The sequence below is a fragment of the Geodermatophilus sp. URMC 63 genome (genome assembly GCF_053502565.1).
Map to the genome: position 1 here is coordinate 1144980 of NZ_CP199956.1, position 24810 is coordinate 1169789.

Consider the following 24810-nt stretch of genomic DNA (forward strand, 5'->3'; position numbering starts at 1 on the left):
AAAGTTAATCGGGAGACGGCGTTTGAGGACAGCAGCCGTGCGGTATCGAGCGAGGTTTCGGCGCCCGTCGTCACACCCGCCCCAGGCGCCGCGACTCAGACGTCGGTCACGCGGAGACCGGCGTGGGCCTTGTAGCGGCGGTTGACGCTGATCAGGTTGGCGGTCAGGGCCTCGACCTGGTGGGCGTTGCGCAGCCGCCCGGCGTAGACGCCGCGCATGCCCGGCACCAGGCCGGCGAGCGCCTGCACCAGGTCGGTGGCCTCCCGGTCCCCGCCCAGCACGAGCACGTCGGTGTCGACGGAGGCCACCTCGGGGTCGTCGAGCAGGACGGCGCTGACGTGGTGGAAGGCGGCCACCACGCGGCTGTCGGGCAGCAGCGCCGCGGCCTGCTCCGCCGCCGACCCCTCGGGGACGGCCAGCGCGTACGCGCCCTGCCCGTCGAACCCCAGCGGGTTGACGCAGTCGACGACGACCTTCCCGGCGAGGTCCGCGCGCAGGCCGGTCAGCAGGTCGGCGTGCCCGTCCCAGGGCACCGCGACCACGACCACGTCGCCGGCGCGGGCGGCGCCGCCGTTGTCCTCTCCCGTGACGTCCCCGCCGGTGGCCGCGGCCAGGTCGGCGGCGGCGGCCTGCGCACGCCCGGCGTCGCGGCTGCCCAGCACGACGCGCACGCCGGCCGCGGCGAACCGCCGCGCCAGGCCCCGCCCCTGCGGGCCGGTGCCGCCGAGCACCGCCACGGTCAGGCCCTCGGGCAGGGTGGTGCCACGCGCCTCGGTCGTCCGTGCCTCGGTCGTCCGTGCCTCGGTCATCCGTGCCTCCTCGCCGCGCTCCCCGGTGGAGCACCCGGGCGGACGCTAGCGGGCGCCTCCGCGCTATCGGTGCGCAGGGTTCGTCGGGGCCGGTGCCTCGGCCCCGATCGCCCGCACCCAGACGGTGGTCAGCGTCCGCAGCAGTGCGTCGCGGTCGAACTCGCGGCCGAGGGTGAGCCACACGTAGCAGGTGTGGTCGACCATCGCGCCGAGCACCTCGGCGGCCAGCACCGGGTCCAGCGACCGGTCGGCGACGCCGGCTTCCTGCTGGTGGGCGATGCCGCGGGCTGCGCGCTCGACGAACGCCTCGCGGACCTGCAGCCGCAGGTGCCTGAGCTCGGGGGTGGACGTCCCGACCTGCTCGACGAGCGCGATGATCCGGGCCCGCGGACGGTAGGCGTCGACGAACCGCTCCATCGCCGCGTACGCCCGCTCGTACGGGGTCCCGCCGTGCGCGTCGGCCCGCAGCGCGACCAGCATCTCGCCGACGACGCCGGTGGCGACGGCCTGGAAGACGGCGTCCTTGGAGTCGAAGTACGTGTAGAAGGTGCCCTGGGCCACGCGCGCCTCGGCGACGATGTCGGCCACCCGGGTGTCGAGGAATCCGCGCCGCTCGAACACGCGCCGGGCGGCGTCGAGCAGGGCGGCCTTGCGCGCCTGGCCCTTGCCGGTCAGCGGCCCGGCCTCGCGGCGCTCCTGCTGCCCGGCGCCGCCCGCCGCGCCCACGGCCGGTCCCCGGGGTGCGCTCACCGGCCGCCCTCCCCCGGCCCGGGGTCGTCGCGGGCCAGCTGCGCGCGGCCGCGCTCGAGCAGGCCGGCGCGCCGGCGCTCCACCTCGGCGGGGTCGTGGCGCGCCGCCCACTCCGCGGCGGTGGCCGCCTCGACGGCGAACCCCTCACCGACGGCGGCGGCCTCGACGTCGCGGTAGGAGCGCAGCAGCCGGCGGACGGCGGCGCGGTCGTTGCCGGCGATCGTCGCGGCCAGCCGGTGCGCGGCGGGCAGCAGCTCGGCGTGCGGCACCACCTCGGTGACCAGGCCCGCGCGCAGCGCCCCGGCGGCGTCGAGGTGGTCACCGGTGAGGCTCATCCGGCGGGCCAGGCCGCGGCCGACGGCGAGCGGCAGGAGCACCGTCAGCCCCCAGCCGGGCAGGATCCCGACCCGGGCGTGGGTGTCGGCGAAGCGCGCCCGCTCGGAGGCGACCAGGACGTCGCAGTGCAGCGCCAGTTCCAGGCCGCCGGTGACCGCCGGGCCGTTGACCGCGCCGACCACCGGCGTGGACAGCCGCGCCCAGGGCTGCCAGGACGGCCGGCCGTCGTCGCCGCCGGCGGAGGGGTCGATCGCGCCGCCGCCCAGCTGCCGCAGGTCCAGCCCGGCGCAGAACGCGGGGTCGGCGCCGGTGAGGACGACGGCGCCGACGTCCTCGTCGGCGTCCAGGGCCGCCATCGCCTCCCGCAGCCGGGCCAGCAGCCCGGGTGAGAGCGCGTTGCGGACCCCGGGCCGGTGCAGCGTGACGGTGGCGACCGGGCCGTCCCGCTCGACGAGGACGACGTCGGGCTCGGTCATCGCGGTCAGGCCGGCTCGAGGACGGCGTCGGCCAGCCGCCCGGCGGCCGCCGCCCGCCCGCCGAGCAGCGCCGCGTCGCTGACCGCGCGCTTGTAGTGCAGGTGCGTGGGGTGCTCCCAGGTGAAGCCGATGCCGCCGTGCACCTGGACGGTGCCCTTGGCCACCCGCAGGTGGGCCTCGGTGGTGACGACGGTGGCCAGGTCGGCGGCCAGCCCGGGGTCGTCGGTGCCCTCGTCGGCGGCCCACGCCGCGTGGTAGGCCGCCGAGCGGGCGTGCTCGACGTCGACGAGCATGTCCGCGCAGCGGTGCTTGACCGCCTGGAACGAGCCGATCGGCCGCCCGAACTGCAGCCGGGTGCGGGCGTGCTCGACCGCGGAGTCCAGCAGCCGCTGGGCACTGCCGACGGCGGCCGCGGCGAGCACGACGGCGGCGGTGCGGCGGGCGGTGGCGACGGCCTCCGCGGCGTCGGCCGCGGACCCGACGGGGCGGGCCGCGACGCCGTCGAACCGCAGCCGGGCCTGCCGGCGGGAGAGGTCGAGGCCGGACTGCACCTCGCGGGTCAGCCCGGGCGCGCCGCCGTCGACCAGGTACAGCGCCGGGCCGTGTTCGCCGGCCGCCAGCACGAGCAGCGCGTCCGCGGCCGCGCCGTCGAGGACGTGCGCCTGCTCGCCGGTCAGCGTGCCCCCGTCGGCGATCACCGAGGGCTGCGCCGGGGCCCAGCCGCCGCGGTCGTCGGTGGCCGCCAGCGCCAGCACCGTCGAGCCGTCGAGGACGCCGGGCAGCAGCTCGGCGGCGAGGGCGGCGTCGCCGGCGGCCAGCAGCGCCGGGACGGCGAGGGCGACGGTGCCTAGCAGCGGCCCGCCCAGCAGGGTGCGGCCGGTCTCCTCGGCGAGCAGCGCCAGCTCGACCAGCCCGGCGCCGGCGCCGCCGTGCTCCCCGGGGACGGCGAGGCCCAGCAGTCCGACGTCGGAGCCCAGCCGCCGCCAGACGGCGCGGTCGAAGCCCTCCGGCGTCCCCATGAGGCGGCGCACCTCCGCCTCCGGGGAGGAGCGGGTGCAGACGTCGCGGGCCACCTCGCGCAGGGCCCGCTGCTCGGCGGTGAACTCGAACTCGACCACGGGTCGGTCCTCTCGGGTCAGGACGTGCCGCCGTCGACGACGACGCGCTGGTCGGTGAGGGAGGCGCAGGCGGGGTCGACCAGCGTGCGGACGACGGCGAGCGGACCCGGCTCAGCCACGGGGGACCTCGCGCCACGGTCGGTTCGTGTCGGCCCGGGGCTCGCCGGGCAGGCCCAGCAGCCGCTCGCCGAGGATGTTCCGCAGCACCTCGGAGGTGCCGCCCTCGATGGTGTTGGCGCGCGAGCGGAGGAACGCCCGCTGCACGTCCCCGACGCCGGCGAGCTCGTCGGTGGCGTCGTCGACGCCGTCGGGCGGGTCGTAGGAGCCGTAGAGGGTGGCCTCGATGCCGAGCAGGTCCATGCAGAAGTCGTGGACGGCCTGGTTGAGCTCGGCGCCGACCAGCTTCCCGATGCTGCCCTCGGGCCCGACCGGCCGGTCGCCGCTCTCCACCCGCTGCCGCTCGCCGGTGAGCCGGGCGGCGTCGGCCTGCGCGAACAGCGCGGTGAGCCGCTCACGCAGCGCCGGGGTGCGCAGGTCGGGCCGCTCGCGCCACAGCCGCAGCGCCGTGCCGATGCTGCCGCTCCCCCGCCGGCTGCTGCCGCCGCCGATGGCGCGCCGCTCGTTCATCAGCGTGGTCATCGCGACCCGCCAGCCCTCGCCGACGCCGCCGAGCCGGTGGGCGTCGGGGATGCGGGCGCCGTCGAGGTGCACCTCGTTGAACTCCGCGGCGCCGGTCATCTGGCGCAGCGGGCGGACCTCGACGCCGGGGTCGGTCATGTCCAGCACGAAGTAGGTCAGCCCGCGGTGCTTGGGGACGTCGGGGTCGGTGCGGGCGAGCAGCAGCGCGCGGCGGGCCCGGTGGGCGAGGCTGGTCCACACCTTCTGCCCCTCGACCACCCAGGTGTCGCCGTCGAGGACCGCGCGGGTGGCCAGCCCGGCGAGGTCGGAGCCGGCGCCCGGCTCGCTGAACAGCTGGCACCACAGCTCCTCGCAGGTGGCCAACGGGCGCAGCAGCTGCGCGGCGACCTCGGGCCGGGCGTGCTCGACGACGGTGGGCGCGGCCATGCCGTAGCCGATGGGGTTGAGCGCGAAGGGCACCGGCCCCCCGGCGCCCTGCAGGATCGAGTCGGCGAGGTCCTGCAGGCCGGCCTCGACGCCGAGCCCGCCCGAACCGCGGGGGAAGTGCACCCACGCCAGACCGGCGTCGAAGCAGGCGCCGAGGAACTCCGCCCACGGGGTGGACGCCGGCGGGTGCTCGGCGACGACGCGGCGGGCGGTCTCGGCCACCAGCTCGCGGTGGGTGGCGGGAGCGGTGGTGGTCACGGTGACCTCCGGGGGTCTCTCAGGCAGCTCGGTCAGGCAGCTCGGTCAGGCATCGCGGAAGACGGGGTCGCGGCGGCCGCGGAAGGCGAGGGCGGCCTCGTCGGCGTCGCGGGTGTAGGTGGTGAGGATCTGCGTGCGGTTCTCCAGGTCGATACCCGCCTGCAGGCTGCCCACCTCGAGCTGGCTCCACATGACCTCCTTGGTCATGCGCACGCCCATCGGCGAGTTGGCCAGCACCGCCCGGGCGGTCTCCAGCGCGGCGTCGAGCACCTCGCCGTCGGGGACGACGCGGCTGACCAGGCCGGTGCGGTCGGCCTCGGCGGCGTCGACGACCCGGCCGGTCAGCAGCATCTCGAAGGCCCGGGACGCCCCGACCAGCCGCGGCAGCAGCCAGCTGACGCCGATGTCGCAGCCGGAGAGGCCGATGCGGACGAAGGCGACGCCGAACCGGGCGCCGGCCGCCGCGATCCGGACGTCGGAGGCCAGCGCCAGCGCCAGTCCCCCGCCGGCCGCCGGGCCGTTGACCGCGGCGACCACCACCTGCGGCAGCGCCCGCAGCTTGGGCACCAGCGCGGCGATGTGCTTCTGCAGCGCCAGCCGGCGCTGCGGGCTGTCGGCCTCGCCCCGGCGGTCGGTGCCGCCCATGTCGTAGGCGGTGAGGTCGAGCCCCGCGCAGAAGCCGCGGCCGGCGCCGGTGAGCACCAGCACCCGCACCGACGGGTCGCCGGCCAGTCGGTCGAGGGTGGCGTGCAGCTCCAGCAGCAGGTCCGGGGAGAGGGCGTTGAGCCGCTCGGGCCGGTCGAGGGTGAGCACCGCGATCCCGGGCTCCGGGTGCTCCAGGCGCAGGGGGGTGGTCACGGGCGTCTCCGTCGGCGGGTGGGGTGTCTCAGCGGCCGGTGAAGCGCGGCTCGCGCTTGCCGCGGAAGGCGGCGACGGCCTCGGCGAAGTCGTCGGTGCCGACGTTGACCTGCTGGCTGCGCGCCTCGTCCTCGAGCGCGCGCTCCAGCCCGACCTCGAAGGAGTCGGTGAGCATCCGCTTGGACTGCCGCACCGCCACCGGTGGGCCGGCGGCCAGCCGGGCGGCCAGGGCCGCGACCGTGGCGTCGAGCCCGTCCGGTGGCACGACCGCGCGCAGCAGCCCGGCCTCCAGCGCCTCGGCGGCGTCGACGACCTCGCCGAGCAGCACCAGCTCCATGGCCCGCCGCAGGCCGACCAGCCGGGGCAGCAGCCACGAGCCGCCGAAGTCCACCGACAGGCCGCGGCGCACGAAGATCTCGGAGAACCGGGCCCGGTCGCTCGCGATGACGAAGTCGCAGCCCAGCGCCAGGTTCATGCCCGCGCCCACCGCCACGCCGTCGACCCGGGCGATCGTCGGTACCGGCAGGCGGTGCAGCGCCAGGCAGGCGGCGTTCACCACGGCCATGCCGGCCATCGGGGCCCGCGGCCGGTCGCTGTCGGCGGAGAGGTCGGCGGAGAGGTCGGCGCCGGCGCAGAAGTCGGTGCCCGCACCGGTCACCACCAGCACCCGGGCGTCGGAGCGGGCCACCTCGACGAGGACCTCGCCCAGCAGGCGCCAGGCCTCGGGCGTCATCGCGTTCTTCCGCCGCGGGTTGGCCAGGGTCAGCGTCGCGACGTCGCCGTCCCGGGTGAGCGCGACCGGCGGGGCGCCGTCGGGGCTCACAGGTCGGCCGCCAGCTGCTTGAGCTGCTCGACGGTGCGCAGCCGGTCGGCCGGGTCGGGCTGCACCAGGGAGGTCATCAGCGTGGTGACGCCGGCGTCCCGCAGCGCCGCCAGCCGCTCGGCCACCCAGCCGCGGGGACCGACCAGCGAGGTGGCCTCGACCATCTCGGCCGGCACGGCCGCGGCGGCCTCCTCCTTGCGCCCGGACAGGTAGAGGTCCTGGACGGTGGCGGCGGCCTCGGCGAAGCCGTAGCGGACGGTCAGCTCGTTGTAGAAGTTCTTGCCGCGGGCACCCATGCCGCCGATGTAGAGCGCCAGGTCGGCCCGGGACCGCTCCCGGACGTGCTCGAGGCCCTCCCCGATCGCACACGGGACGCCGACGCGGACGTCGAGCGGCCCCAGCGCCGGGTCCCGCTTCGCCCGCCCGGCCTCCAGGGACGGGCCCCAGATCTCGGCCGCCCGCTCGGGGACGAAGAAGATCGGCTCCCAGCCCTCGGCGATCTCCGCGGTCATCTCGACGTTCCTGGGGCCGATCGAGGCGAGCGTGATCGGGATCCGCTCCCGCACCGGGGTGTTGATCAGCTTGAGCGGCTTGCCCAGGCCGGTGCCCTGGTCGGCGGGGAGCGGGATCGCGTAGTGCTTCCCCTCGTACACCACGCGCTCGCGGCGCCAGACCATCCGGCAGACCTCGACGATCTCCCGCAGCCGCCCCAGCGGCGCGTCGTAGCGGACGCCGTGGAAGCCCTCGACCACCTGCGGGCCGCTGGCGCCGAGGCCCAGGGTGAACCGGCCGTCGGAGACGAAGTCCAGGCCCGCCGCCGTCATCGCGGTCAGCGTGGGGGTGCGGGTGAGGGCCTGGAGGATGCCGCTGGTCAGCTCCATGCGCTCGGTGACCGCCGCGAGGTACCCGAGCTGGCTGACGGCGTCGAAGCTGTAGGCCTCGGCGATGGACACCACGTCCAGGCCGGCCTTCTCCAGCTCGCCGATCTCCCGGGCCGCCTCGCGGAAGCCGCCGCTGTACTGCACCCGCATGCCGATGCGCATCGGTCGCCGTCCCCTCGGAGGTGCTCCGGGCGCGGACCGGTCGTCCGCCGCGGTGCGGTCGTGACGCTGACGTCAACGTCGGGCAGTCAACGGGCGGAGCCGGTCCGCTGTCAACGCCGCCGGGCGCGTCGTCCGGCGGCCCGGCACCGACACGGCCGAGGGCTCCGCCGAGAGGCGGACCGGTCCGTCCCGTCCTCCGCACCCGGTCGACGTTGACGTCAAGTGCCGGCGCTGCCATGGTCGAGCCCACCCGGCACCGCGGTCGGACAGGAGGTCGCATGACCACGCTCGACCAGCCCGCCTCCGGCGCCGAGGTCACCGGCTCGGCGCTGCCCGCCCGGCTGACCGCGCTGCTCGACGAGCTCGACGCCTTCGTCGCGGCCGAGATCGACCCGCTCGAGCAGCAGGACGACAACGTCAGGTTCTTCGACCACCGCCGCGAGTTCGCCCGCACCGACGTCGAGGCCGGCGGCGTGCCGCGCGCGGAGTGGGAGGAGCTGCTGGCCGAGGTGCGCCGCCGCGCCGACGCCGCCGGCTGGCTGCGCTACTCGCTGCCGGCCGAGCTCGGCGGCCGGGACGGCGGCAACGTGGACATGGCCGTGATCCGCGAGCACCTCGCCCACCGCGGGCTGGGCCTGCACAACGACCTGCAGAACGAGCACAGCGTCGTCGGCAACCTCGTCGTGCCGCACCTGCTGCACCTGTTCGGCAGCGCCGAGCAGCGCGAGGAGTTCGTCGAGGCGCTGGTGACCGGCGAGCGGCGGATGTCCTTCGCGCTCACCGAGCCCGACCACGGCAGCGACGCCACCTGGATGGACACCCGCGCGGAGCGCGACGGCGGCGACTGGGTGATCACCGGCCGCAAGCGCTGGATCACCGGCGTGCACACCGGCACCCACCTGCTGGTCTTCGCCCGCACCTCGGGCCGCCCGGGCGAGGCCCGCGGGATCAGCGCCCTGCTGGTGCCGATCGACGCGCCGGGCCTGTCGGTGCCGCACTTCTGGTGGACGCTCAACATGCCCACCGACCACGGCGAGGTCGTGCTCGACGGCGTCCGGGTGCCGCGCTCGGCGGTGCTCGGCGCGGAGGGCGAGGGGCTGGCCGTCGCGCAGACCTTCGTGCACGAGAACCGGATCCGCCAGGCGGCCTCCGGCGTCGGCGCCGCCCAGTTCTGCATCGACCGCTCGGTCGAGTACGCCCGGCAGCGGTCCACCTTCGGCCGGCCGCTGGCCGAGCGGCAGGCGATCCAGTGGCCGCTGGTCGAGCTGCACACCGAGGCCGAGCTGGTGCGCACGCTCATCCGCGCCACCGCGGCCGACCTCGACGAGCTGACCGCCCGCGGCGAGCCGGCGGTGACCATCGGCCACCGCGTCTCCATGTGCAACTACCGCGGCAACCGGCTGGTCTGCGACGCCGCCGACCGCGCGATGCAGGTGCACGGCGGCATGGGCTACTCCCGCCACCTGCCCTTCGAGCACATCTACCGCCACCACCGCCGCTACCGGATCACCGAGGGCAGCGAGGAGATCCAGATGCGGCGGGTGGCCGGGCAGCTGTTCGGCTTCCTGCGGTGACCGAGGGGCCGGCGAGCGCCCTCGCCCGGCGGCTGACCCGGCTCACCGGCCGGCCGGTGACCGTCGAGGGCCTGACCCGGCTCACCGGCGGGGCCAACCGCGAGACCTGGGCCCTCACCGCGGTGGACCCCTCGGGGCGCCGTGACCTGGTGCTGCGCGGCGGCGCCGGCACCGGCGGCGCCCCGCTGGCGGTGGAGGCCGAGGCGATCGCCGCGGCCGCGCGGGCGGGGGTGCCGGTGCCCGAGCTGGTCGACGTCGGCACCGGGGAGGACGGCCTGCCGGCGGAGCACCTGCTCATGGGCCGGGTGGACGGCGAGACGATCCCGCGCCGCCTGCTGCGGGACGAGGCCTACGCGGGCGCGCGGGCGGGGCTGGCCCGGGAGCTGGGCGCCGTCCTCGCCCGGCTGCACGCCGCCCCCCTCGACACCCTGGCCGTGGTCCCGGCCATCGGCGACCCGCTCGAGCGGCTGACCGCGACCTTCCTCACCGGCGGGCCGCCCCCGCCCGGGCTGGCGCTGGGCCTGCGCCGGCTGCGCGAGCACCGCCCGCCGCCGCGGGGACCAGCGCTGGTGCACGGCGACTTCCGGCTGGGCAACCTCATGGTCGGCCCCGACGGGCTGCGCGCCGTCCTCGACTGGGAGCTGGTGCACCGCGGCGACCCGCTGGAGGACCTCGGCTGGTGCTGCGCCAAGGTCTGGCGCTTCGGCTCCCGGCTGCCCGCCGCCGGGGTCGGCACCCGGGAGGACCTGCTCGACAGCTACGCCGCGGTCGCCGGCTGGCGGCCGACGGCGGCCGAGCTGCACTGGTGGGAGCTCTACGGCACCGTCCAGTGGGGCCTGATGTGCCGGGCGATGACCGAGCGGCACCTCTCGGGCGCCGAGCCGTCGGTGGAGCTGGCCGCGATCGGCCGCCGCGCCGCCGAGCAGGAGTTCGACGTCCTGCTCTCCCTCGGCCTCGACACCCCTGACGCCGGCGCGCCCGAGGACCCGGCCGACCCGGACGACGACCTGCTCTTCGGCCGGCCCACCGCGGCCGAGCTCGCCGCCGCCGTCGGGGACTTCCTGGCCGGCGAGGTGCGGGCGGCCACCGAGGGGCGGACGTCGTTCCACGCGCAGGTGGCGGCCAACGTGGTCGCCACGGTGCGCCGCGAGCTGCTGCTCGGCGACGGCGCGCGGGCGCGGCGGCGGGCCCGGCTGGCCGGCCTGGAGCTCGCCGACGACGCCGCGCTGTCCGGGGCGATCGCCGACGGCACGCGCGACGACCGCTGGGACGCCGTGGTCGACGCCGTCCGCGAGGGCGTGCGCGACCGGCTGCGGGTGGCCAACCCCCACCACCTCGCCGTCCCCGACGCCTGACCGCCGGCACGGGGTGGGCGAACACCGGTCCTGGAACCAGAACCAGACGATCCACACGAGCACGAACGCGCCGAGCCCGACCAGGAGCTCGTCCAGCGGCGGCAACGGGTGGTTGAGCGGAGGGGCCCCGTCAGCGACCACCTGCACCATCGCCCTCCGATCGAGCCGCCCGCAGGTCCACCGTCTGCATCGGCCACGACCGAGGGTCCTGTAGACCCGATCGGCCGCCGATCCGGCGCCTTGCCGGAGTTCCTCGCGCGGTGCGGGCACTACAGCGCCGGCACTGCGCGAGGAACGGCCGCACTGGCTCGTCCCGAGCGGCCGCCGTCCTCAGCTGGCGGGCGACACCGAGCTCATGTTGAAGTCCGGCACCCGCACCGGCGGCATCGCGGCGCGGGTGAACCAGTCGTTCCACTCGCGCGGCAGCGTCCGCTCGGTCCGGCCGACCTCGGTGATCCGCGCCAGCAGGTCCACCGGCGACTCGTTCCACCGGAAGTTGTTCACCGCGCCGGTCACCTCCCCGCCCTCGACGAGGAACACGCCGTCGCGGGTCAGGCCGGTGAGCAGCAGCGTCTGCGGGTCGACCTCGCGGATGTACCAGAGCGTGGTGAGCAGCAGCCCGCGGTCGGTGGCGGCGACCATCTCGTCCTGCGTGGCCGTCGCCTCCGGCGCCTCCAGGACGAGGTTGTCGACGGCGGCCACGGCCGGCGCGGTGGTCTTGAGCGCCCACGCCCGCGGCCGGATCAGGTTGGTGAGGACGCCGCCGGAGATCCAGTCGACCGCCGGGGTCGCCATGCCGTTGTCGAACACGCTCGCCGACCCCGACGAGGCACCCACGACCTGGAACGGCGCGGTCTCCAGGCCCGGGGCGGCCGGGTCGCTGCGCAGCGTGAGCGGCAGTGCGGCCAGCCGGTCGCCGATGCGGTTGCCGCCGCCGGCGCGCGCGTAGACGTTGCGGCCCTCGTCGGCGTCGCGGGCCTCCATGGTCCAGTAGGCGTAGAGCATCAGGTCGCTGACCGCCGAGGGCGGCAGCAGCGTCTCGTGGCGGCCCGCCGGCAGGTCGACCCGCCGCCGCGACCAGCCCAGCTTGCGCTCGACCTCGGCGGCGAGGCCGGCCACCGAGACGTCGCGGAAGTCGCGGGTGCCCACCCCGGCCCACACCGAGCGGGAGAAGTCGGTGCTCTTGCCGTTGAGCTCCACCCGGCCGGTCGGCTGGTCGTGCCGCAGCCGCAGCCCGGTCGAGGTGCCCAGGTAGGTCGTGGTCAGCGAGTGCTCGGCGTAGCCGAACAGCAGGTCACCCCGGTCGCGCGCGGCGCCGAACGCCTCCCCCAACGCCGGCGCGAACTCGGCGAACACCTCGATGGAGGTCTCGGCCGGGTCGGCGTCCCAGTCCCCCACCCCCGGCGGCGCCTCGCCCAGCAGCGGGACGGCGTCCTCGGCCGGCCCGGCGTCGCGGGCGGCCCGCTCACTGGCGGCCACCAGCGCGGCGACGTCCGGCGTCCCCGTCCGCGCGACCGTGCCGGCCGCCGTCCCGGCGCCGCCGTCGACGAAGGAGACGACGACGACCTGCCGCGAGCGCATCGCCCCGTTGGTGGTCAGGCTGTTCGACGCCCACCGCAGGTTGGCCTCGGTGCTCTCGACGACGTAGGCGACGCAGCCGTCAGCGGTCGAGGCCGCCAGGACCTGCTCGACCAGCTGCTGTGCCGTCAGCCGGCTCATCGCCCGCCCTCCTGGACCGTGTTGAGGATGCTCACGCCCTCGAACAGCGCCGCCGGGCAGCCGTGGCTCACCGGCGCGACCTGCCCGGGCTGGGCCTTGCCGCAGTTGAACGCCCCGCCGAGGCGGTGGGTGGAGGGGCCGCCGATCGCGCGCATCGAGCCCCAGAAGTCCGTCGTCGTCGCCTGGTAGGCGACGTCGCGCAGCTGCCCGGCCAGCCGGCCGCCCTCGATGCGGTAGAAGCGCTGGCCGGTGAACTGGAAGTTGTAGCGCTGCATGTCGATCGACCAGCTCTTGTCGCCGACGACGTAGATGCCGCGCTCCACCCCGCCGATCAGCCCGGCCAGGTCGGGGCCGTCGGGTGCCGGCTGCAGCGACACGTTGGCCATCCGCTGCACCGGCACGTGCCGCGGCGAGTCGGCGAACGCGCAGCCGTTGGAGCGCGCCATGCCGCCGAGCCGGGCGGTGTTGCGGTCGACCTGGTAGCCCACCAGCACGCCGTCGCGCACGATGTCCCACCGCTGGGCGGCGACGCCCTCGTCGTCCCAGCCGACGGTCGACAGGCCGTGCTCGTCCACCCGGTCGCCGGTCACGTGCATGAGCTCCGAGCCGTACCGCAGGCTGCCGAGCTTGTCCACGGTGGCGAACGACGTCCCGGCGTAGGCGGCCTCGTAGCCGAGCGCCCGGTCGAGCTCGGTGGCGTGGCCGACCGACTCGTGGATGACCAGCCACAGGTTCGACGGGTCGACGACGAGGTCGTAGCGGCCGGGCTCCACCGAGGGCGCCTTGGTCTTCTCCCGCAGCAGCTCCGGCACCTGCGCCAGCTCGCCGTCCCAGTCCCAGTGCCCGCCGGTGAGGTACTCCCAGCCGCGGCCGACCGGCGGGGCGAGGGTGCGCATGCTCTCGAACGCGCCGCTGGTGCGGTCGACGGTGAGCGCGGTGAACTCCGGGTGGATGCGCACCCGCTGCTGGCGGGTGCGGGTGCCGGCGGTGTCGGCGTAGTACTTCTGCTCCTTGACGTGCACGCACCCGGACTGCACGTGCTCGACGCCGTCGGCGGCCAGCAGCCGCTCCGACCACTCGGTGAGCAGCGCGGTCTTCTCCGCGTCGGGCACGTCGAAGGGGTCGACGTCGTAGGCCGACACCCAGGTGCCGTCGGGGTACGCGGGCTCGGGCGCCAGCTCCACCCGGTCGCTCGCGACGGCCGCCGACACCTTCGCCACGGCGACCGCCTGCTCGGCCAGCCGCACCGCCTCGGCCGCGGTGAGGACGACGCCCGCGGCGAAGCCCCACGTGCCCTCGTGCACCACGCGGACGGCCAGGCCGAGGTCCTCGCCGTCGGTGAGCGCCTCGAGGCGGGCGTCGCGCAGACTGATCGACTGGGTGCGGATCCGCTCCACCCGCAGGTCGGCGTGCTCGCAGCCGAGGTCGACCGCGCGGGTCAGCGCCGCCTCGGTGAGCGCGGACAGGGGGAGCGAGAGGAAGGAGTCGTCCACGTCGCGGGATCCGGACACCGGCCCTGTCTACCAGCCACCGCTTCTCCGCCCGCGTGCACTTCCGCGGCGGCGCACGGCGGCCGTGCCAGCATCGCGGCGTGTCCCCGACCCGGGCCTGCGCCGACCTCGCCGTCGCGCTGGTCCTGCTCGCCCTGTCGACGGCGGTCGCCGTCCTGGCGCTGGTCACCGCGCGCGGCGTCGTGCACCTGGGCGGGGACTCCTACCGGACCGAGTTCGTCAGCGGCTGGTGGTGGCTGGCGTTCGCCCTGGCGCCGGTGCCCGCGCTCACCGCCCGCCGGCGGCCCGCGGCGGCGCGCGCGCCGACCCTCGCGCTGGTGGGGCCGCAGGTCGTCGCGGCGGCGGTCTGTGTGGCGCGGTACCGCTCCTCCGGGTGGGGCGACGGCCTGGAGGTGCTCGCGTTCCTCCACCCGCTGCTGCTCACCGCCGTCACGGTCGCGCTGGTGGCCGTCGTCCGCCGCCGCGCCTGACCGCGCGGACCGCGGGGTAGGGGGCGCGCATGACCGGCCCGGACAGCACCGACGACGTCACGCTCACCTTCGGCGGCAACGCGACGACGCTGTTGCGGCTGGGCGGGTTCACCCTGCTCACCGACCCGAACTTCGTGCGCCGGGGGCAGCGGGTCTACCTGGGCAAGGGGCTGTTCGCCAAGCGCCTGACCGACCCGGCGATCCTGCCCGCCGACCTGCCCGACCTCGACGCCGTCCTGCTCTCGCACCTGCACGGCGACCACTGGGACCGGATCGCCTACGCCACGATCGACGAGGCCACGCCGATCGTCACCACGCAGGCCGCGGCCCGGACGCTGTCGTCCCGCGGCTTCTCCGCGACGGCGGACCTGCGGCCGTGGCAGGTGCACGAGGTGGCCCGCGGTGAGGAGACGCTGCGGATCACCTCGGTGCCCGGCGAGCACGGGCCCGGGCTGCTGGCGCGGGTGCTGCCCCCGGTCATGGGCAGCGTGCTGGAGCTCGAGCGGGCCGGCCAGGTGACCTGGCGCGGGTACGTCACCGGCGACACGCTGTTCCGCCCCTACCTCGCCGAGGTGCTGCAGCGCTGCGGCCCGCTCGACGTCCTCGTGCCGCACCTGGGCGGGACGAAGGCGCTCGGCGTCACCGTGACGATGGACGGCCGGCAGGGCGCCGACCTGGTGGAGCTGCTGAAGCCGCCGGTCACCGTGCCCGTGCACTTCGACGACTACGACCGGTTCGCCTCGCCGCTGGGCGACTTCGTGCGGGAGGTCGCCCAGCGGCGGGCGCCCGGGGAGGTGCGGGTGGTGCAGCGCGGGGAGACGATCTCGCTGCGCGCCTGACCCCTCAGCGGGCCAGGACCTCGTCGAGGCGCTCGTAGCCCTCGACGACGCCGACCTCCATGCCGCTGGCCAGCATCGCGTCCCGCTGGGCGAAGGAGTCGCACAGCGAGGTGGCGGTGAGCCGGGTGCGGCCGTCGCCGAGGTCGGTGAGCACGAGCTTCTCCAGGGCGACGCCGTCGGGCATCCCCTCGAAGGTGAACGTCTGCACGATGAGCTCGTCGGGGCGGACCTCGTGGAAGCAGCCGCGGAAGGCGTACTCGCCGTTCGCGTCGCTGTGCACGTACCGGTAGGAGCCGCCGGTGCGGCAGTCGTAGGAGTCGATGCGCATCTCCACCCCGCGCGGGCCGAGCCACTGCACGAGCAGGTCGGGGTCGGTGTGCGCGCGGAAGACCTTGGACCGCGGGGCGTCGAACTCCCGGGTGATGCGGATGAGCGGGACCTCGGGATCGGCGGCGATCTGCGTCCGACGCGTGCTGGTGGTCATGACGGGTTCCCTCCCTGCGGTGGTGGGTCGTCGTCCGGCACGGACCGGAGGACGTCGTCGAGGCGGCGGTAGCGCTCCTCGGCCTGGCGCCGGTAGCGCTCGATCCAGGCGGTCATGAGGTCGAACACCTCCGCCTCCAGGTGCACCGGGCGGCGCTGGGCCTCCCGGCTGCGGCTGACCAGGCCGGCGTCCTCGAGCACCCGCAGGTGCTTGGACACCGCCTGCACGGTCACGTCGTAGGGGGCGGCGAGCTCCCCGACCGTCGCGTCCCCGACGGCCAGCCGGGCGACGATGTCGCGCCGGGTCGGGTCGGCCAGCGCCGAGAACACCCGCGAGAGCGGATCCGCCACCACCTGCGGCCTCCTCGTTCAACCACCTGGTTGATGAAGAGGATAGGGCGGTGCGTCGGTCCTCGTCAACCACCTGGTTGAGGACGCCGGGGTCCCGGCTCGGCGTCCTCCCGCACCGCGGCGCGTCCTCCCTCACCGCAGCGCGTCCTCCCTCACCGCCCACCGTGCGGGAGGACACGCGACGATCAGGTCACCTGATCGTCGCCGGCGCCGCTCAGTGGGCCAGGCGGGCGGCGCGCTGCGCCACCTCGGTCCGCAGTGCCCCGACGTCGACCGTGGTGACCGCGCCGTCGGCGACCACCTGCCGGCCGCCCACCCACACGTCGCGGACCAGCCGGGAGACGCCGGACCAGACCAGGTGGGTCAGCCAGTCGGCGGCGTCGCCGACCGGCTCGAAGCCGAGGTCGCGGGTGTCGACGTGCACCAGGTCGGCCCGCCGCCCCGCCTCGACCTGGCCGAGGTCCGGGCGGCCGATCGCGTCGGCCGCGCCGCCGGTGGCCAGCCAGAACGCCTCGGCGGCGGTCAGCGCTGTCGCCGACGACCCGCGCAGCCGGGCGAGCTGGGCGGCCAGGCGGACGTCGGCCAGCAGGTCCAGCCCGTCGTTGGACGCCGGCCCGTCGGTGCCCAGGCCGACCCGGATGCGCCGGTCGAGCATGTCCCGCACCGGCGCGACCCCGCTGGCGAGCTTGGCGTTGCTGGCCGGGCAGTGCGCGACGGCGACGTCGTACTCGGCGAACAGCTCCAGGTCGCCGTCGTCCACGTGCACGCAGTGCGCGGCCAGCACCCGCCCGCCCAGGACGTCGTGCGCGGCCAGCAGCGCCGGCACCGACAGCCCGTGCGCGGCCAGCAGGTCGGCGCCCTCGCTGGCGGTCTCGGCCACGTGCAGGTGCAGCAGCAGGCCGTGCTCGCGCGCGAGCTCGGCGGCCCGGCGCAGCAGGGGCAGCGGCACGGTGTAGGCCGCGTGCGGGCCCAGGCCGTACTCGACGGTGCCGTCGCCGGGGACGCCGGCGGCCAGGTCGACGGCCGCGGCCATCTGCTCCTCCAGCGGCGGCATGCCCGGCAGCGGCACCATGGGCGCCGCGATCAGCGCGCGGGCGCCGGTGGCGCCGACCGCGGCGGCGATCCGCTCCGGGGAGAAGTACATCTCCACGCTCGTGGTGACCCCGCCGCGCAGCAGCTCCGCCGACGCCGCGGTCATGGCGACCTCGACGTCGTCGGGCGCCAGCCGCGCCTCCCGCGGCCACATGACCTCGCGCAGCCAGCGGTCCAGCGGCAGGCCCTCGCCCTGGCCGCGGAACAGCACCATCGGCGCGTGCGAGTGGGCGTCGACCAGCCCCGGCGCGAGCAGCCCCGGCAGCGCCACGACCTCGGCGTCCCCGGCCGGCGGGGCGTCGGCGGCCGCCCCCACCCAGGCGACCCGCCCGTCGTCGACGTCGACGACGGCGTCGGGGACCACGGTGCCCGCCCGGTCCCCCACCACGACGGCCCGGGCGGTGAGTCGCTGGCGCATGGCGGCACGCTAGCCCCAGCGGCCCCGCGCGTCCGGTCGACGTCCAGGCGGCCTCCAGGAGCCCCCCTTACCGTGGAGGCCATGTCGTTCCTCGCCGCCGCGGCCGCTTCCGACCAGGGCGGGATCACCGGCTTCCTGCTCGACCTCGTCGAGAAGCTGGGGCCCGTCGGCGTGGGGTTCAGCATCCTGCTCGAGACGGTCATCCCGCCGATCCCCAGCGAGGCCGTCCTCGGCCTGGCCGGGATCCTCATCAACGACGGCCAGCTCAACGTGGTCGCGGTCATCGCCTGCGCCACCGTCGGCTCGATCCTGGGCGCGCTGTTCTTCTACTACGTCGGCCGCGCGCTCGGCCCGCGCCGCTCGCACGCCTTCCTCGACCGGCTGCCGCTGGTGGAGACCGCCGACGTCGACCGGACCTTCGCCTGGTTCGAGCGGCACGGCCGCTCGGCGGTGTTCTTCGGCCGCATGGTGCCGATCGTGCGCAGCTTCATCTCCGTGCCCGCAGGCGTCGTACGGATGCCGATCCTGCAGTTCGTCGTCTACTCCGCCGCCGGCAGCCTGATCTGGAACAGCGTCCTGGTCACCCTCGGCGTCCTGGCCGGCGACTTCCTGCAGGACAACCTGCACTACCTCGACTACGTCGTGGTCGCGGCCTTCGCCCTCGGCATCGGCTACCTGGTCTACAAGCGGGCCAAGGACGTGCGCCACCACCGCCGCCGGCGCACCACCGCGGGGCGCGCCGAGGACGCCGGCAGCGACCGGCCGGCCGCGTGAGCGAGCTCGCGAGCTCACCGATGCACACGGCAGCGCCGCGAACGCGGCTGACGAGCGCCAGCGAGGAGGCCGCGTGAGCGAGCTCGCGAGCTCACCGATGCACACGGCAGCGCCGCGAACGCGGCTGACGAGCGCCAGCGAGGAGGCCGCGTGAGCGCCCGCCGTCCCGACGTCGTCGCCTTCGACGTCAACGAGACGCTGCTCGACCTCGCGCCCGTGCAGGCGGCGATGGTCGAGCTCGGCCTGCCGTCGCACCTGCTGCCCACCGTCTTCGGGCGCACCCTGCAGACCGGGTTCGCCGCCACGGTGGCCGGCACCTGGCTGCCCTTCCGCGCCGCGTTCGAGACCGCGCTCGCCCAGCTCACCGACCTCGCCGACGACGACCGGGGCCGGGTGGCCGACGCCTTCCTCGAGCTCTCGCCGCACCCCGACGTCGAGCCCGCGCTGCGCCGGCTGGTCTCGGCCGGGGTCCGCGTGGTGACGCTCACGCACGGCTCGCCCGGGGTGGCCGAGGCGGGGCTGGAGCGCGGCGGGATCACGCCGCTGGTCGAGCGCACGCTGACCAGCGAGACCGTGCGGACGTGGAAGCCCTCCCGCGCGGCCTACCTGTGGGCCGCCGGCGCCTGCGGGGTCGCCCCGGACCGGATGGCGCTGGTCGCCGCGCACGGCTGGGACGTCCTGGGCGCGGAGCAGGCCGGCCTCACCGGCGCCTGGTTCCCCCGCGCCGAGCGCGTCTACCCGCCGGCCTACCCGGCGCCGGCCGTCGTCGCCGGTGACCTGGCCGGGGCGGTGGAGGCGCTGCTCGCGCTCCCGGAGTGAGGCTCGTCCCGACCCCGCTCGGGCCGGCCGGCGTCCACCGCGACGACCCGGACGGCGACCCCCGCGGCACGCTCGTGCTCGGCCACGGCGCCGGCGGGGGCGTCACCTCGGCCGACCTGACCGCCGTGACCGCCGCCGCGGCCGCGGCCGGCTGGCGGGTGCTGCGCGTCGAGCAGCCGTGGCGGGTGGCCGGGAGGCGGATCGCCCCGGCGCCGCCGCGCCTGGACACCGCCTGGACGGCGGTGCTCGCGGCGCTGCGCCCCGAGCTGTCCGGCCCGCTGGTGCTCGGCGGCCGCAGCGCCGGCGCCCGGGTGGCCTGCCGGACGGCGGCCGGTCAGGGTGCCGACGGCGTCCTCGCGCTGGCCTTCCCGCTGCACCCGCCGGGCCGCCCCGAGCGCAGCCGCGCGCACGAGCTGGCCGCGGCCGGGGTGCCGCTGGCCGTCGTCCAGGGCGGGACCGACGCGCACGGCCGCCCGGCGGAGGTCGAGGCGGCCCTCACCGGGGTGCCCGGCGCCTCGGTGGTGGCCGTCCCGGGCGACCACGCGCTGTCGAGGGCCCCCGCAGCGGTGGCCGCGGCGGCGGTGACCTGGCTGGACGAGCTGGCCGCGGCCTCGCTCCCGCGGTGACCACGGCGATCCCGCACCGCCGGCGGCGAGGACTCAGCGCCGGCGGCGAGGACTCAGCGCCGGCGGCGAGGACTCAGCGCCGGCGGCGGCGCCGGACCACGAGGGTGATCAGCAGCAGCACCGCGGCCACCCCGGCGGCCGGGGCGGCGAAGCGGGCCATGGCCGCGCCGCCGGCGACCTCGAGCAGGTCGATCGGCTCCGGCTCCTCCGCCGGCTGCCGCACGGTGGACGGCGTGCTGCGCGGCGGCGCGCCCGTGGCCGGGCGGGTGGGCGGCGCGGTGGGACCGGACGGCGGGGGGCTGGGTGCGCCGCCGACCGGGCTGAGGGCCGGCGTGGTGTCGGTCGCCCCCGCGGCCGCGTCGCCCACGGCGGGGACGGGCGCGGTGTCGGTGGCGCCCACCGCGGAGATCGAGACGGTGTCGGTCGCGCCGGTGCCCGCGGCCGCCGGGGCCGTGCCGGCTCCGTCGGTGGCGGACGCCGCGGCCTCCCGGGCCGCCGTCCCGGCCTTGCGCACCGCCTCGGCGACGGCGTTGTCGCCGGGGGTCTGCTCGACGGAGGCGGCGACCTCCTCGGCGACGCCGGTGGCGGTCGCGGCGGTCGAGGACGCGGCGGTCGAGGACGCGGCGTCGGCCCGCGCCGCGTCGCCCTGCGGGTCGCCCTCACCCAGCTGGGCGGCGAGCTTGTCGGCGAACTGGCCGAGCAGCTTGTTGCCGACGTCGGTCATCACGCCGCGGCCGAACTGGGCCGGCCGGCCGGTGATGTTGAGGTCGGTGAGGACGTCGACCCGGGTCGAGTCCCCCTCGCCCTTGAGTTTGGCGGTGATGAGCGCGGCCGCGGTGCCGTTGCCGCGCTGGTCCTTGCCGCGGCCGTCGATGACGGCGCGGTGCGTGGCCTCGTCCTTCTCCACGAAGGACGCCTTGCCCTGGTAGGTCAGGTTGATCGGTCCGAGCTTGACCTTGACCCGGCCGGTGAACGAGTCGCCCTCGACGGAGTCCAGGGCCGCGCCGGGCATGCACGGGGCGATGCGCTCGATGTCGAGGAGCACCCGCCAGGCCTCGTCGACGGGCACGGGGACGGTGAACGAGTTCTCCAGCTGCACGGTGCGACCTCCGGGGTGGGATGACGCCTCGGCCGGTCCGCCCCGAGGGGCGGGCCGGCCGAGGGAGGAACGGGCGGTGCCGGGCGGTGGACCGAAACTACAGCCCCGCGGCCGCCGTGACCGCCCGGCGGGTGAGCACCTGTGCGAGGTGCTCGCGGTAGTCGGCCTGGGCGTTGAGATCGCTGCTCGGGCTGGTGCCCTCCGCGGCCGACCGCGCCGCGGCCGCGACCGCGTCGGCCGTCGCCGGGGCCCCGGCGAGGGCGGCCTCGGTGGCCGACGCGCGCAGCGGCGTCGGGCCCATGTTGGTCAGCCCGATGCGCGCCTCGGCGATGTGTCCGTCCTCCCGCCGGACGGCGGCCGCGACCGCGACGATCGACCAGGCCTGCGCCACGCGGTTGAGCTTCTCGTAGCGCACCCCCCAGTCGCCGACCAGCTTGGGCACCCGGATCTCGACGAGGATCTCCCCCTCGTCGAGAGCGGTCGTGAGGTAGTCGACGAAGAACTCCGACGCAGGCACCGTCCGCCGGCCGGACGGGCCGGCGACGACCATCTCGGCGTCCAGCGCCAGGGCCACCGCCGCCAGGTCACCGGCCGGGTCGGCGTGCGCCAGCGCCCCGCCGAAGGTGCCCCGGCGGCGGGTCTGCCGGTCGGCCACCGTCTCGGTCGCCTCCGCGATCAGCTTCGCGTACCGGGCGATCAGCGGGTCGGCGATCACCTCGGCGTGCGTGGTCATCGCGCCGATGACCAGGTGGTCGCCCTCCTCCCGCACGCCGCGGAGCTCGGCGACGCGGCCGAGGTCGACCACCGTCTCCGGCGCCGCCAGCCGCAGCCGCATGACCGGGATCAGCGACTGGCCACCGGCCATGATCTTGACGTCCTCGCCGCCCTCGGCGACCGCCTGGACGGCCTCCTCGACCGTCGTCGGCCGGACGTACTGGAACGCAGAGGGGATCACGGCTTCACTCCAAGGTCGTTGCGGCGGATCACCGGTCACCTCCGAGGGACGACTGCGGGGTCGAGACACCGGCGGTGGTCTCGGTCTGGGCGCCGCCGTAGGCATTGGTCCCGGCCGTGGCCCGGTCCCCGCCGTCGCCGCCCTGGTGGATCGCCCGCCAGACCCGCTCGGGGGTCAGCGGCATGCGGATGTCGCTGACGCCCAGGTGCCGGACGGCGTCGAGCGCGGCGTTGACCACCGCCGGGGTGCTGGCGATGCAGCCGGCCTCGCCCACGCCCTTGGCGCCGATCGGGTTGCCCGGGGCCACGTGCACGGTGTTGCCCGTGTCGAAGTGCGGCAGGTCGGCGGCCGAGGGCACCAGGTAGTCGACGAAGGTGCCGGTGGTGAGGTTGCCGTCGGCGTCGTAGACGGCCTCCTCGTACAGCGCCTGCGCGATGCCCTGGGCCAGGCCGCCGTGGACCTGCCCCTCGACGATCAGCGGGTTGACGATGGTGCCGACGTCGTCCACGCAGGCGTACTTGCGGATCTTGACGAACCCGGTGTCGGTGTCGACCTCCATGGCGCACACGTGCGTGCCGTGGGGGAAGGAGAAGTTGACCGGGTCGAAGGTCGCGTCGGCGTCGATCGAGGGCTCGACGTCGTCGGGGTAGTCGTGCGCGGCGAAGACGGCGAGCGCGATCTCCTGGATGGACAGACCCGACCCCGGCGTCCCGCGGACGGAGAACTTCCCGCCGGAGAAGTCGAGGTCGTCCTCGCTGGCCTCGAGCAGGTGCGCGGCGACCTTGCGGGCCTTGGCGATCACCTTGTCGGCCGCCTTGACCACCGCGGTGCCGCCGACGACCAGCGAGCGCGAGCCGTAGGTGTCCATGCCCCGGGGGGAGACGGCGGTGTCGCCGTGCAGGACCTCGACGTCCTCGAACGGCACGCCCAGCTGGTCGGCGACCAGCTGGCTCCACGCCGTCTCGTGGCCCTGGCCGTGCGGCGTCGAGCCGGTGACGACCTCGACCTTGCCGGTGGGCAGCATCCGGATGGAGGCCGCCTCCCAGCCACCGGCGCCGTAGGACAGCGAGCCGAGCACCCGGGACGGGGCCAGGCCGCACATCTCGGTGAACGTGGAGAAGCCGATGCCCAGCTGCACCGGGTCGTTCGACTCCCGCCGGCGCCGCTGCTCCTCGCGCAGCTCGGCGTAGCCCAGCAGGTCCAGCGCCTGCTCGGTGGCCGAGTCGTAGTCGCCGCTGTCGTACTCCAGGCCGGCCACCGTGGTGAACGGGAACTCCTGCGCCTGGATCCAGTTCTTCCGGCGCAGCTCCAGCGGGTCCATGCCGAGCTCGACGGCGAGCTCGTCCATGATCCGCTCGACGGCGAAGGTCGCCTCGGGCCGCCCGGCGCCGCGGTAGGCGTCGGTGGGCACCTTGTTGGTGAAGACGCCGTCGCACTCGAAGCGGTAGGCCGGGAACTTGTAGATGCCCGGGAACATGAACGCGCCCAGCGCCGGGACGCCCGGGGTGATCAGCCGCAGGTAGGCGCCCATGTCGGCGAGCAGCCGCACCCGCAGGCCCTTGACCTCGCCCTCCCGGGTGGAGGCGATGTCGATGTACTGGATCTGGTCGCGGCCGTGGTGGGCGGTCATGAGCGACTCGCTGCGGGTCTCGGTCCACTTGACCGGCTTGCCGAGGCGGCGCGCCACCAGCAGCGCGAGGACCTCCTCGGGGTTGACCTGCAGCTTCCCGCCGAAGCCGCCGCCGACGTCGGGGGCCACCACGCGCAGCTTGTGCTCGGGGATGCCGGTCACCATCGCCAGCATCACGCGCAGCACGTGCGGGATCTGGGTGGCCGACCACATCGTGAAGTTGTCGCCCTGCGGCTGGACGACGACCGAGCGCGGCTCCATGAACGCCGGGATGAGCCGCTGGTTGACGAACCGCCGGCTGACGACGACCTCGGCGTCGGCGAAGGCCTGCTCGGTGTCGCCGCCGGTGCCGGCCTCGCCGGCGTCGAAGACGAAGTGGTAGCTGGTGTTGGTGCCGGCCGAGTCGTGCACGAGGTCGGCGCCCTCGCGGACGGCCTCCTCCATGTCGAGCACCGGCGGCAGCAGGTCGTAGTCGACGTCGACGAGCTCGACGGCGTCGGCCGCGGCGGTGCGCGAGCGGGCGACGATGACCGCCACCGCCTCACCGACGTGGTTGACCTGGTCGACGGCGATCGAGGGGTGCCCGGGGTTGACCATGTCCGGCGTCACCGGCCAGGCGCAGGGGATGGAGCCCTGCTCCTCGGCGAGGTCGCGGCCGGTGAGGACGGTGACGACGCCCGGGGCCTCCTTCGCCGCGGACACGTCGACGCCGGTGATGCGGGCGTGGGCGACCGGGCTGCGCACGACCGACAGGTGCAGCATCCCGGGCAGCACCATGTTGTCGGTCCAGGTGGTGCGCCCGGTGATCAGGCGGGCGTCCTCCTTGCGGCGGCGCGCCTTGCCGACCTCCTTCTGCGGTGCGTCGGCCTGGGTGGCCGGGTCCTCGGTGACGGTCATGCCTGCGCTCCGGTGGTCTCAGGGGCGGCGGTGGACGACATCTCGCCGGCGGCCTGCTGCACCGCGCGGACGATGTTCTGGTAGCCGGTGCAGCGGCACAGGTTGCCCTCGATGCCCTCGCGGACTTCGGTGTCGCTGGGGTTCGGGTTCTCCTTCAGCAGGTCGATCGAGGCCATGATCATCCCCGGGGTGCAGTAGCCGCACTGCAGGCCGTGCATCTCGTGGAAGGCCTTCTGGACCGGGTGCAGGGTGCCGTCGTCGGCGGCGACGCCCTCGATGGTGGTGACCTCGGCGCCGTCGGCCTGGACGGCCAGGACGGTGCAGGACTTCACGGCCTGCCCGTCGAGGTGGACGGTGCAGGCGCCGCAGTTGCTGGTGTCGCAGCCGACGACGGTGCCCACCTTGCCCAGCGCCTCGCGCAGGTGGTGGACCAGCAGCGTCCGGGGTTCGACGTCGTCGGTGTAGGTGACGCCGTCGACCCGCATGCTGACCTGTGTCATGGATCCTCCGCTGTCGTTGCAGGGGCCGGACGCGCCCGTGCTGCGGGCGCTCTCGGGCGGAGTCTGACAACGGCGGAGTGACTTAGGCCACGCTTACCTCGGTGCGGACGGCGGTGGGTTCCGCGCATGCGGAGGGCGAACCCGCCGGACACCCGTCGTCGC

The 24810-nt window shown here is 75.8% G+C and carries 24 protein-coding genes; 7 read left to right on the forward strand and 17 right to left on the reverse strand.

Annotation, left to right across the window (positions count from 1 at the left end; translation table 11 throughout):
* Nucleotides 1–95: 95 nt before the first annotated feature.
* The 8 genes from npdG to ACWIZO_RS05655 form a co-directional block, all read right to left on the reverse strand.
* On the reverse strand, nt 96–809 hold the full coding sequence (gene npdG / locus ACWIZO_RS05620) for an NADPH-dependent F420 reductase (protein ID WP_448641524.1): 714 nt from the start codon (nt 807–809) through the stop codon (nt 96–98).
* 63 nt (nt 810–872) lie between these two features.
* On the reverse strand, nt 873–1559 hold the full coding sequence (locus ACWIZO_RS05625; protein ID WP_448641525.1) for a TetR/AcrR family transcriptional regulator: 687 nt from the start codon (nt 1557–1559) through the stop codon (nt 873–875).
* Nucleotides 1556–2371 carry an enoyl-CoA hydratase gene (locus tag ACWIZO_RS05630; RefSeq protein ID WP_448641526.1) on the reverse strand — a complete coding sequence of 272 codons (816 nt, stop codon included), beginning with the start codon at nt 2369–2371 and terminating at the stop codon, nt 1556–1558. Before ACWIZO_RS05630 ends, ACWIZO_RS05625 begins: the two co-directional genes overlap by 4 nt.
* 5 nt (nt 2372–2376) lie before the next feature.
* Entirely contained in the window at nt 2377–3489 is a 1113-nt protein-coding gene (locus tag ACWIZO_RS05635; RefSeq protein ID WP_448641527.1) for an acyl-CoA dehydrogenase family protein, read from the reverse strand.
* Between the two features lie 111 nt (nt 3490–3600).
* Nucleotides 3601–4812, reverse strand: a complete 1212-nt coding sequence (locus ACWIZO_RS05640; protein ID WP_448641528.1) for an acyl-CoA dehydrogenase family protein — start codon at nt 4810–4812, stop codon at nt 3601–3603.
* Between the two features lie 45 nt (nt 4813–4857).
* Nucleotides 4858–5670 carry an enoyl-CoA hydratase/isomerase family protein gene (locus ACWIZO_RS05645; RefSeq protein ID WP_446757767.1) on the reverse strand — a complete coding sequence of 271 codons (813 nt, stop codon included), beginning with the start codon at nt 5668–5670 and terminating at the stop codon, nt 4858–4860.
* Nucleotides 5671–5698: 28 nt separating this feature from the next.
* Nucleotides 5699–6493, reverse strand: a complete 795-nt coding sequence (locus ACWIZO_RS05650; RefSeq protein WP_448641529.1) for an enoyl-CoA hydratase/isomerase family protein — start codon at nt 6491–6493, stop codon at nt 5699–5701.
* Nucleotides 6490–7536, reverse strand: a complete 1047-nt coding sequence (locus ACWIZO_RS05655; protein WP_448641530.1) for an LLM class F420-dependent oxidoreductase — start codon at nt 7534–7536, stop codon at nt 6490–6492. Before ACWIZO_RS05655 ends, ACWIZO_RS05650 begins: the two co-directional genes overlap by 4 nt.
* A gap of 278 nt (nt 7537–7814) precedes the next feature.
* Between ACWIZO_RS05655 and ACWIZO_RS05660 the strand changes: the two genes are divergently transcribed.
* Both ACWIZO_RS05660 and ACWIZO_RS05665 read left to right on the forward strand, forming a co-directional pair.
* A complete protein-coding gene (locus ACWIZO_RS05660; protein ID WP_448641531.1) occupies nt 7815–9110 on the forward strand; it encodes an acyl-CoA dehydrogenase family protein in 1296 nt (431 codons plus the stop codon).
* Nucleotides 9107–10465, forward strand: coding sequence for a phosphotransferase family protein (locus ACWIZO_RS05665; RefSeq protein WP_448641532.1), 1359 nt, complete (start codon nt 9107–9109; stop codon nt 10463–10465). Before ACWIZO_RS05660 ends, ACWIZO_RS05665 begins: the two co-directional genes overlap by 4 nt.
* 330 nt (nt 10466–10795) lie before the next feature.
* Here ACWIZO_RS05665 and ACWIZO_RS05670 read toward each other — a convergent pair whose 3' ends face one another.
* Together ACWIZO_RS05670 and ACWIZO_RS05675 are read right to left on the reverse strand one after the other, a co-directional pair.
* Nucleotides 10796–12184, reverse strand: a complete 1389-nt coding sequence (locus tag ACWIZO_RS05670; RefSeq protein ID WP_448641533.1) for a metallopeptidase TldD-related protein — start codon at nt 12182–12184, stop codon at nt 10796–10798.
* Nucleotides 12181–13695, reverse strand: coding sequence for a TldD/PmbA family protein (locus ACWIZO_RS05675; RefSeq protein ID WP_448641534.1), 1515 nt, complete (start codon nt 13693–13695; stop codon nt 12181–12183). Before ACWIZO_RS05675 ends, ACWIZO_RS05670 begins: the two co-directional genes overlap by 4 nt.
* Nucleotides 13696–13775: 80 nt before the next feature.
* On the opposite strand from ACWIZO_RS05675, the gene ACWIZO_RS05680 reads away from it, so the two are divergent.
* The gene (locus ACWIZO_RS05680; RefSeq protein ID WP_448641535.1) at nt 13776–14165 is read left to right on the forward strand and encodes a hypothetical protein; all 390 of its coding nucleotides are present in this window, start codon (nt 13776–13778) and stop codon (nt 14163–14165) included.
* A gap of 29 nt (nt 14166–14194) precedes the next feature.
* The gene (locus ACWIZO_RS05685) at nt 14195–15004 is read left to right on the forward strand and encodes an MBL fold metallo-hydrolase (RefSeq protein ID WP_448641536.1); all 810 of its coding nucleotides are present in this window, start codon (nt 14195–14197) and stop codon (nt 15002–15004) included.
* A gap of 4 nt (nt 15005–15008) precedes the next feature.
* On the opposite strand, the gene ACWIZO_RS05690 is transcribed toward ACWIZO_RS05685, so the two are convergent.
* The 3 genes from ACWIZO_RS05690 to ACWIZO_RS05700 all read right to left on the reverse strand — a co-directional run bounded on the left by ACWIZO_RS05690 (nt 15009) and on the right by ACWIZO_RS05700 (nt 17348).
* Entirely contained in the window at nt 15009–15488 is a 480-nt protein-coding gene (locus ACWIZO_RS05690; protein ID WP_448641537.1) for an SRPBCC family protein, read from the reverse strand.
* Nucleotides 15485–15841: an ArsR/SmtB family transcription factor gene (locus ACWIZO_RS05695; protein WP_448641538.1), complete on the reverse strand. Its 357-nt coding sequence runs from the start codon at nt 15839–15841 to the stop codon at nt 15485–15487. The genes ACWIZO_RS05690 and ACWIZO_RS05695 overlap by 4 nt, the downstream gene beginning before the upstream one ends.
* Before the next feature lie 211 nt (nt 15842–16052).
* On the reverse strand, nt 16053–17348 hold the full coding sequence (locus ACWIZO_RS05700) for an amidohydrolase family protein (RefSeq protein WP_448641539.1): 1296 nt from the start codon (nt 17346–17348) through the stop codon (nt 16053–16055).
* 81 nt (nt 17349–17429) lie between these two features.
* Between ACWIZO_RS05700 and ACWIZO_RS05705 the strand changes: the two genes are divergently transcribed.
* The 3 genes from ACWIZO_RS05705 to ACWIZO_RS05715 all read left to right on the forward strand — a co-directional run bounded on the left by ACWIZO_RS05705 (nt 17430) and on the right by ACWIZO_RS05715 (nt 19567).
* Nucleotides 17430–18122, forward strand: coding sequence for a DedA family protein (locus ACWIZO_RS05705; RefSeq protein ID WP_448641540.1), 693 nt, complete (start codon nt 17430–17432; stop codon nt 18120–18122).
* A gap of 150 nt (nt 18123–18272) precedes the next feature.
* Nucleotides 18273–18941: an HAD family hydrolase gene (locus ACWIZO_RS05710; protein WP_448641541.1), complete on the forward strand. Its 669-nt coding sequence runs from the start codon at nt 18273–18275 to the stop codon at nt 18939–18941.
* Complete coding sequence (locus tag ACWIZO_RS05715) at nt 18938–19567, forward strand: alpha/beta hydrolase family protein (RefSeq protein WP_448641542.1); 630 nt, start codon at nt 18938–18940, stop codon at nt 19565–19567. The genes ACWIZO_RS05710 and ACWIZO_RS05715 overlap by 4 nt, the downstream gene beginning before the upstream one ends.
* A 73-nt stretch (nt 19568–19640) precedes the next feature.
* On the opposite strand, the gene ACWIZO_RS05720 is transcribed toward ACWIZO_RS05715, so the two are convergent.
* The 4 genes from ACWIZO_RS05720 to ACWIZO_RS05735 form a co-directional block, all read right to left on the reverse strand.
* Nucleotides 19641–20666, reverse strand: a complete 1026-nt coding sequence (locus tag ACWIZO_RS05720) for an SRPBCC family protein (RefSeq protein WP_448641543.1) — start codon at nt 20664–20666, stop codon at nt 19641–19643.
* Nucleotides 20667–20763: 97 nt separating this feature from the next.
* A complete protein-coding gene (locus ACWIZO_RS05725; RefSeq protein WP_448641544.1) occupies nt 20764–21621 on the reverse strand; it encodes an FAD binding domain-containing protein in 858 nt (285 codons plus the stop codon).
* Between the two features lie 28 nt (nt 21622–21649).
* Nucleotides 21650–24148: a xanthine dehydrogenase family protein molybdopterin-binding subunit gene (locus tag ACWIZO_RS05730; RefSeq protein ID WP_448641545.1), complete on the reverse strand. Its 2499-nt coding sequence runs from the start codon at nt 24146–24148 to the stop codon at nt 21650–21652.
* The gene (locus ACWIZO_RS05735) at nt 24145–24648 is read right to left on the reverse strand and encodes a (2Fe-2S)-binding protein (RefSeq protein WP_446757785.1); all 504 of its coding nucleotides are present in this window, start codon (nt 24646–24648) and stop codon (nt 24145–24147) included. Before ACWIZO_RS05735 ends, ACWIZO_RS05730 begins: the two co-directional genes overlap by 4 nt.
* Between the last annotated feature and the right edge of the window lie 162 nt (nt 24649–24810).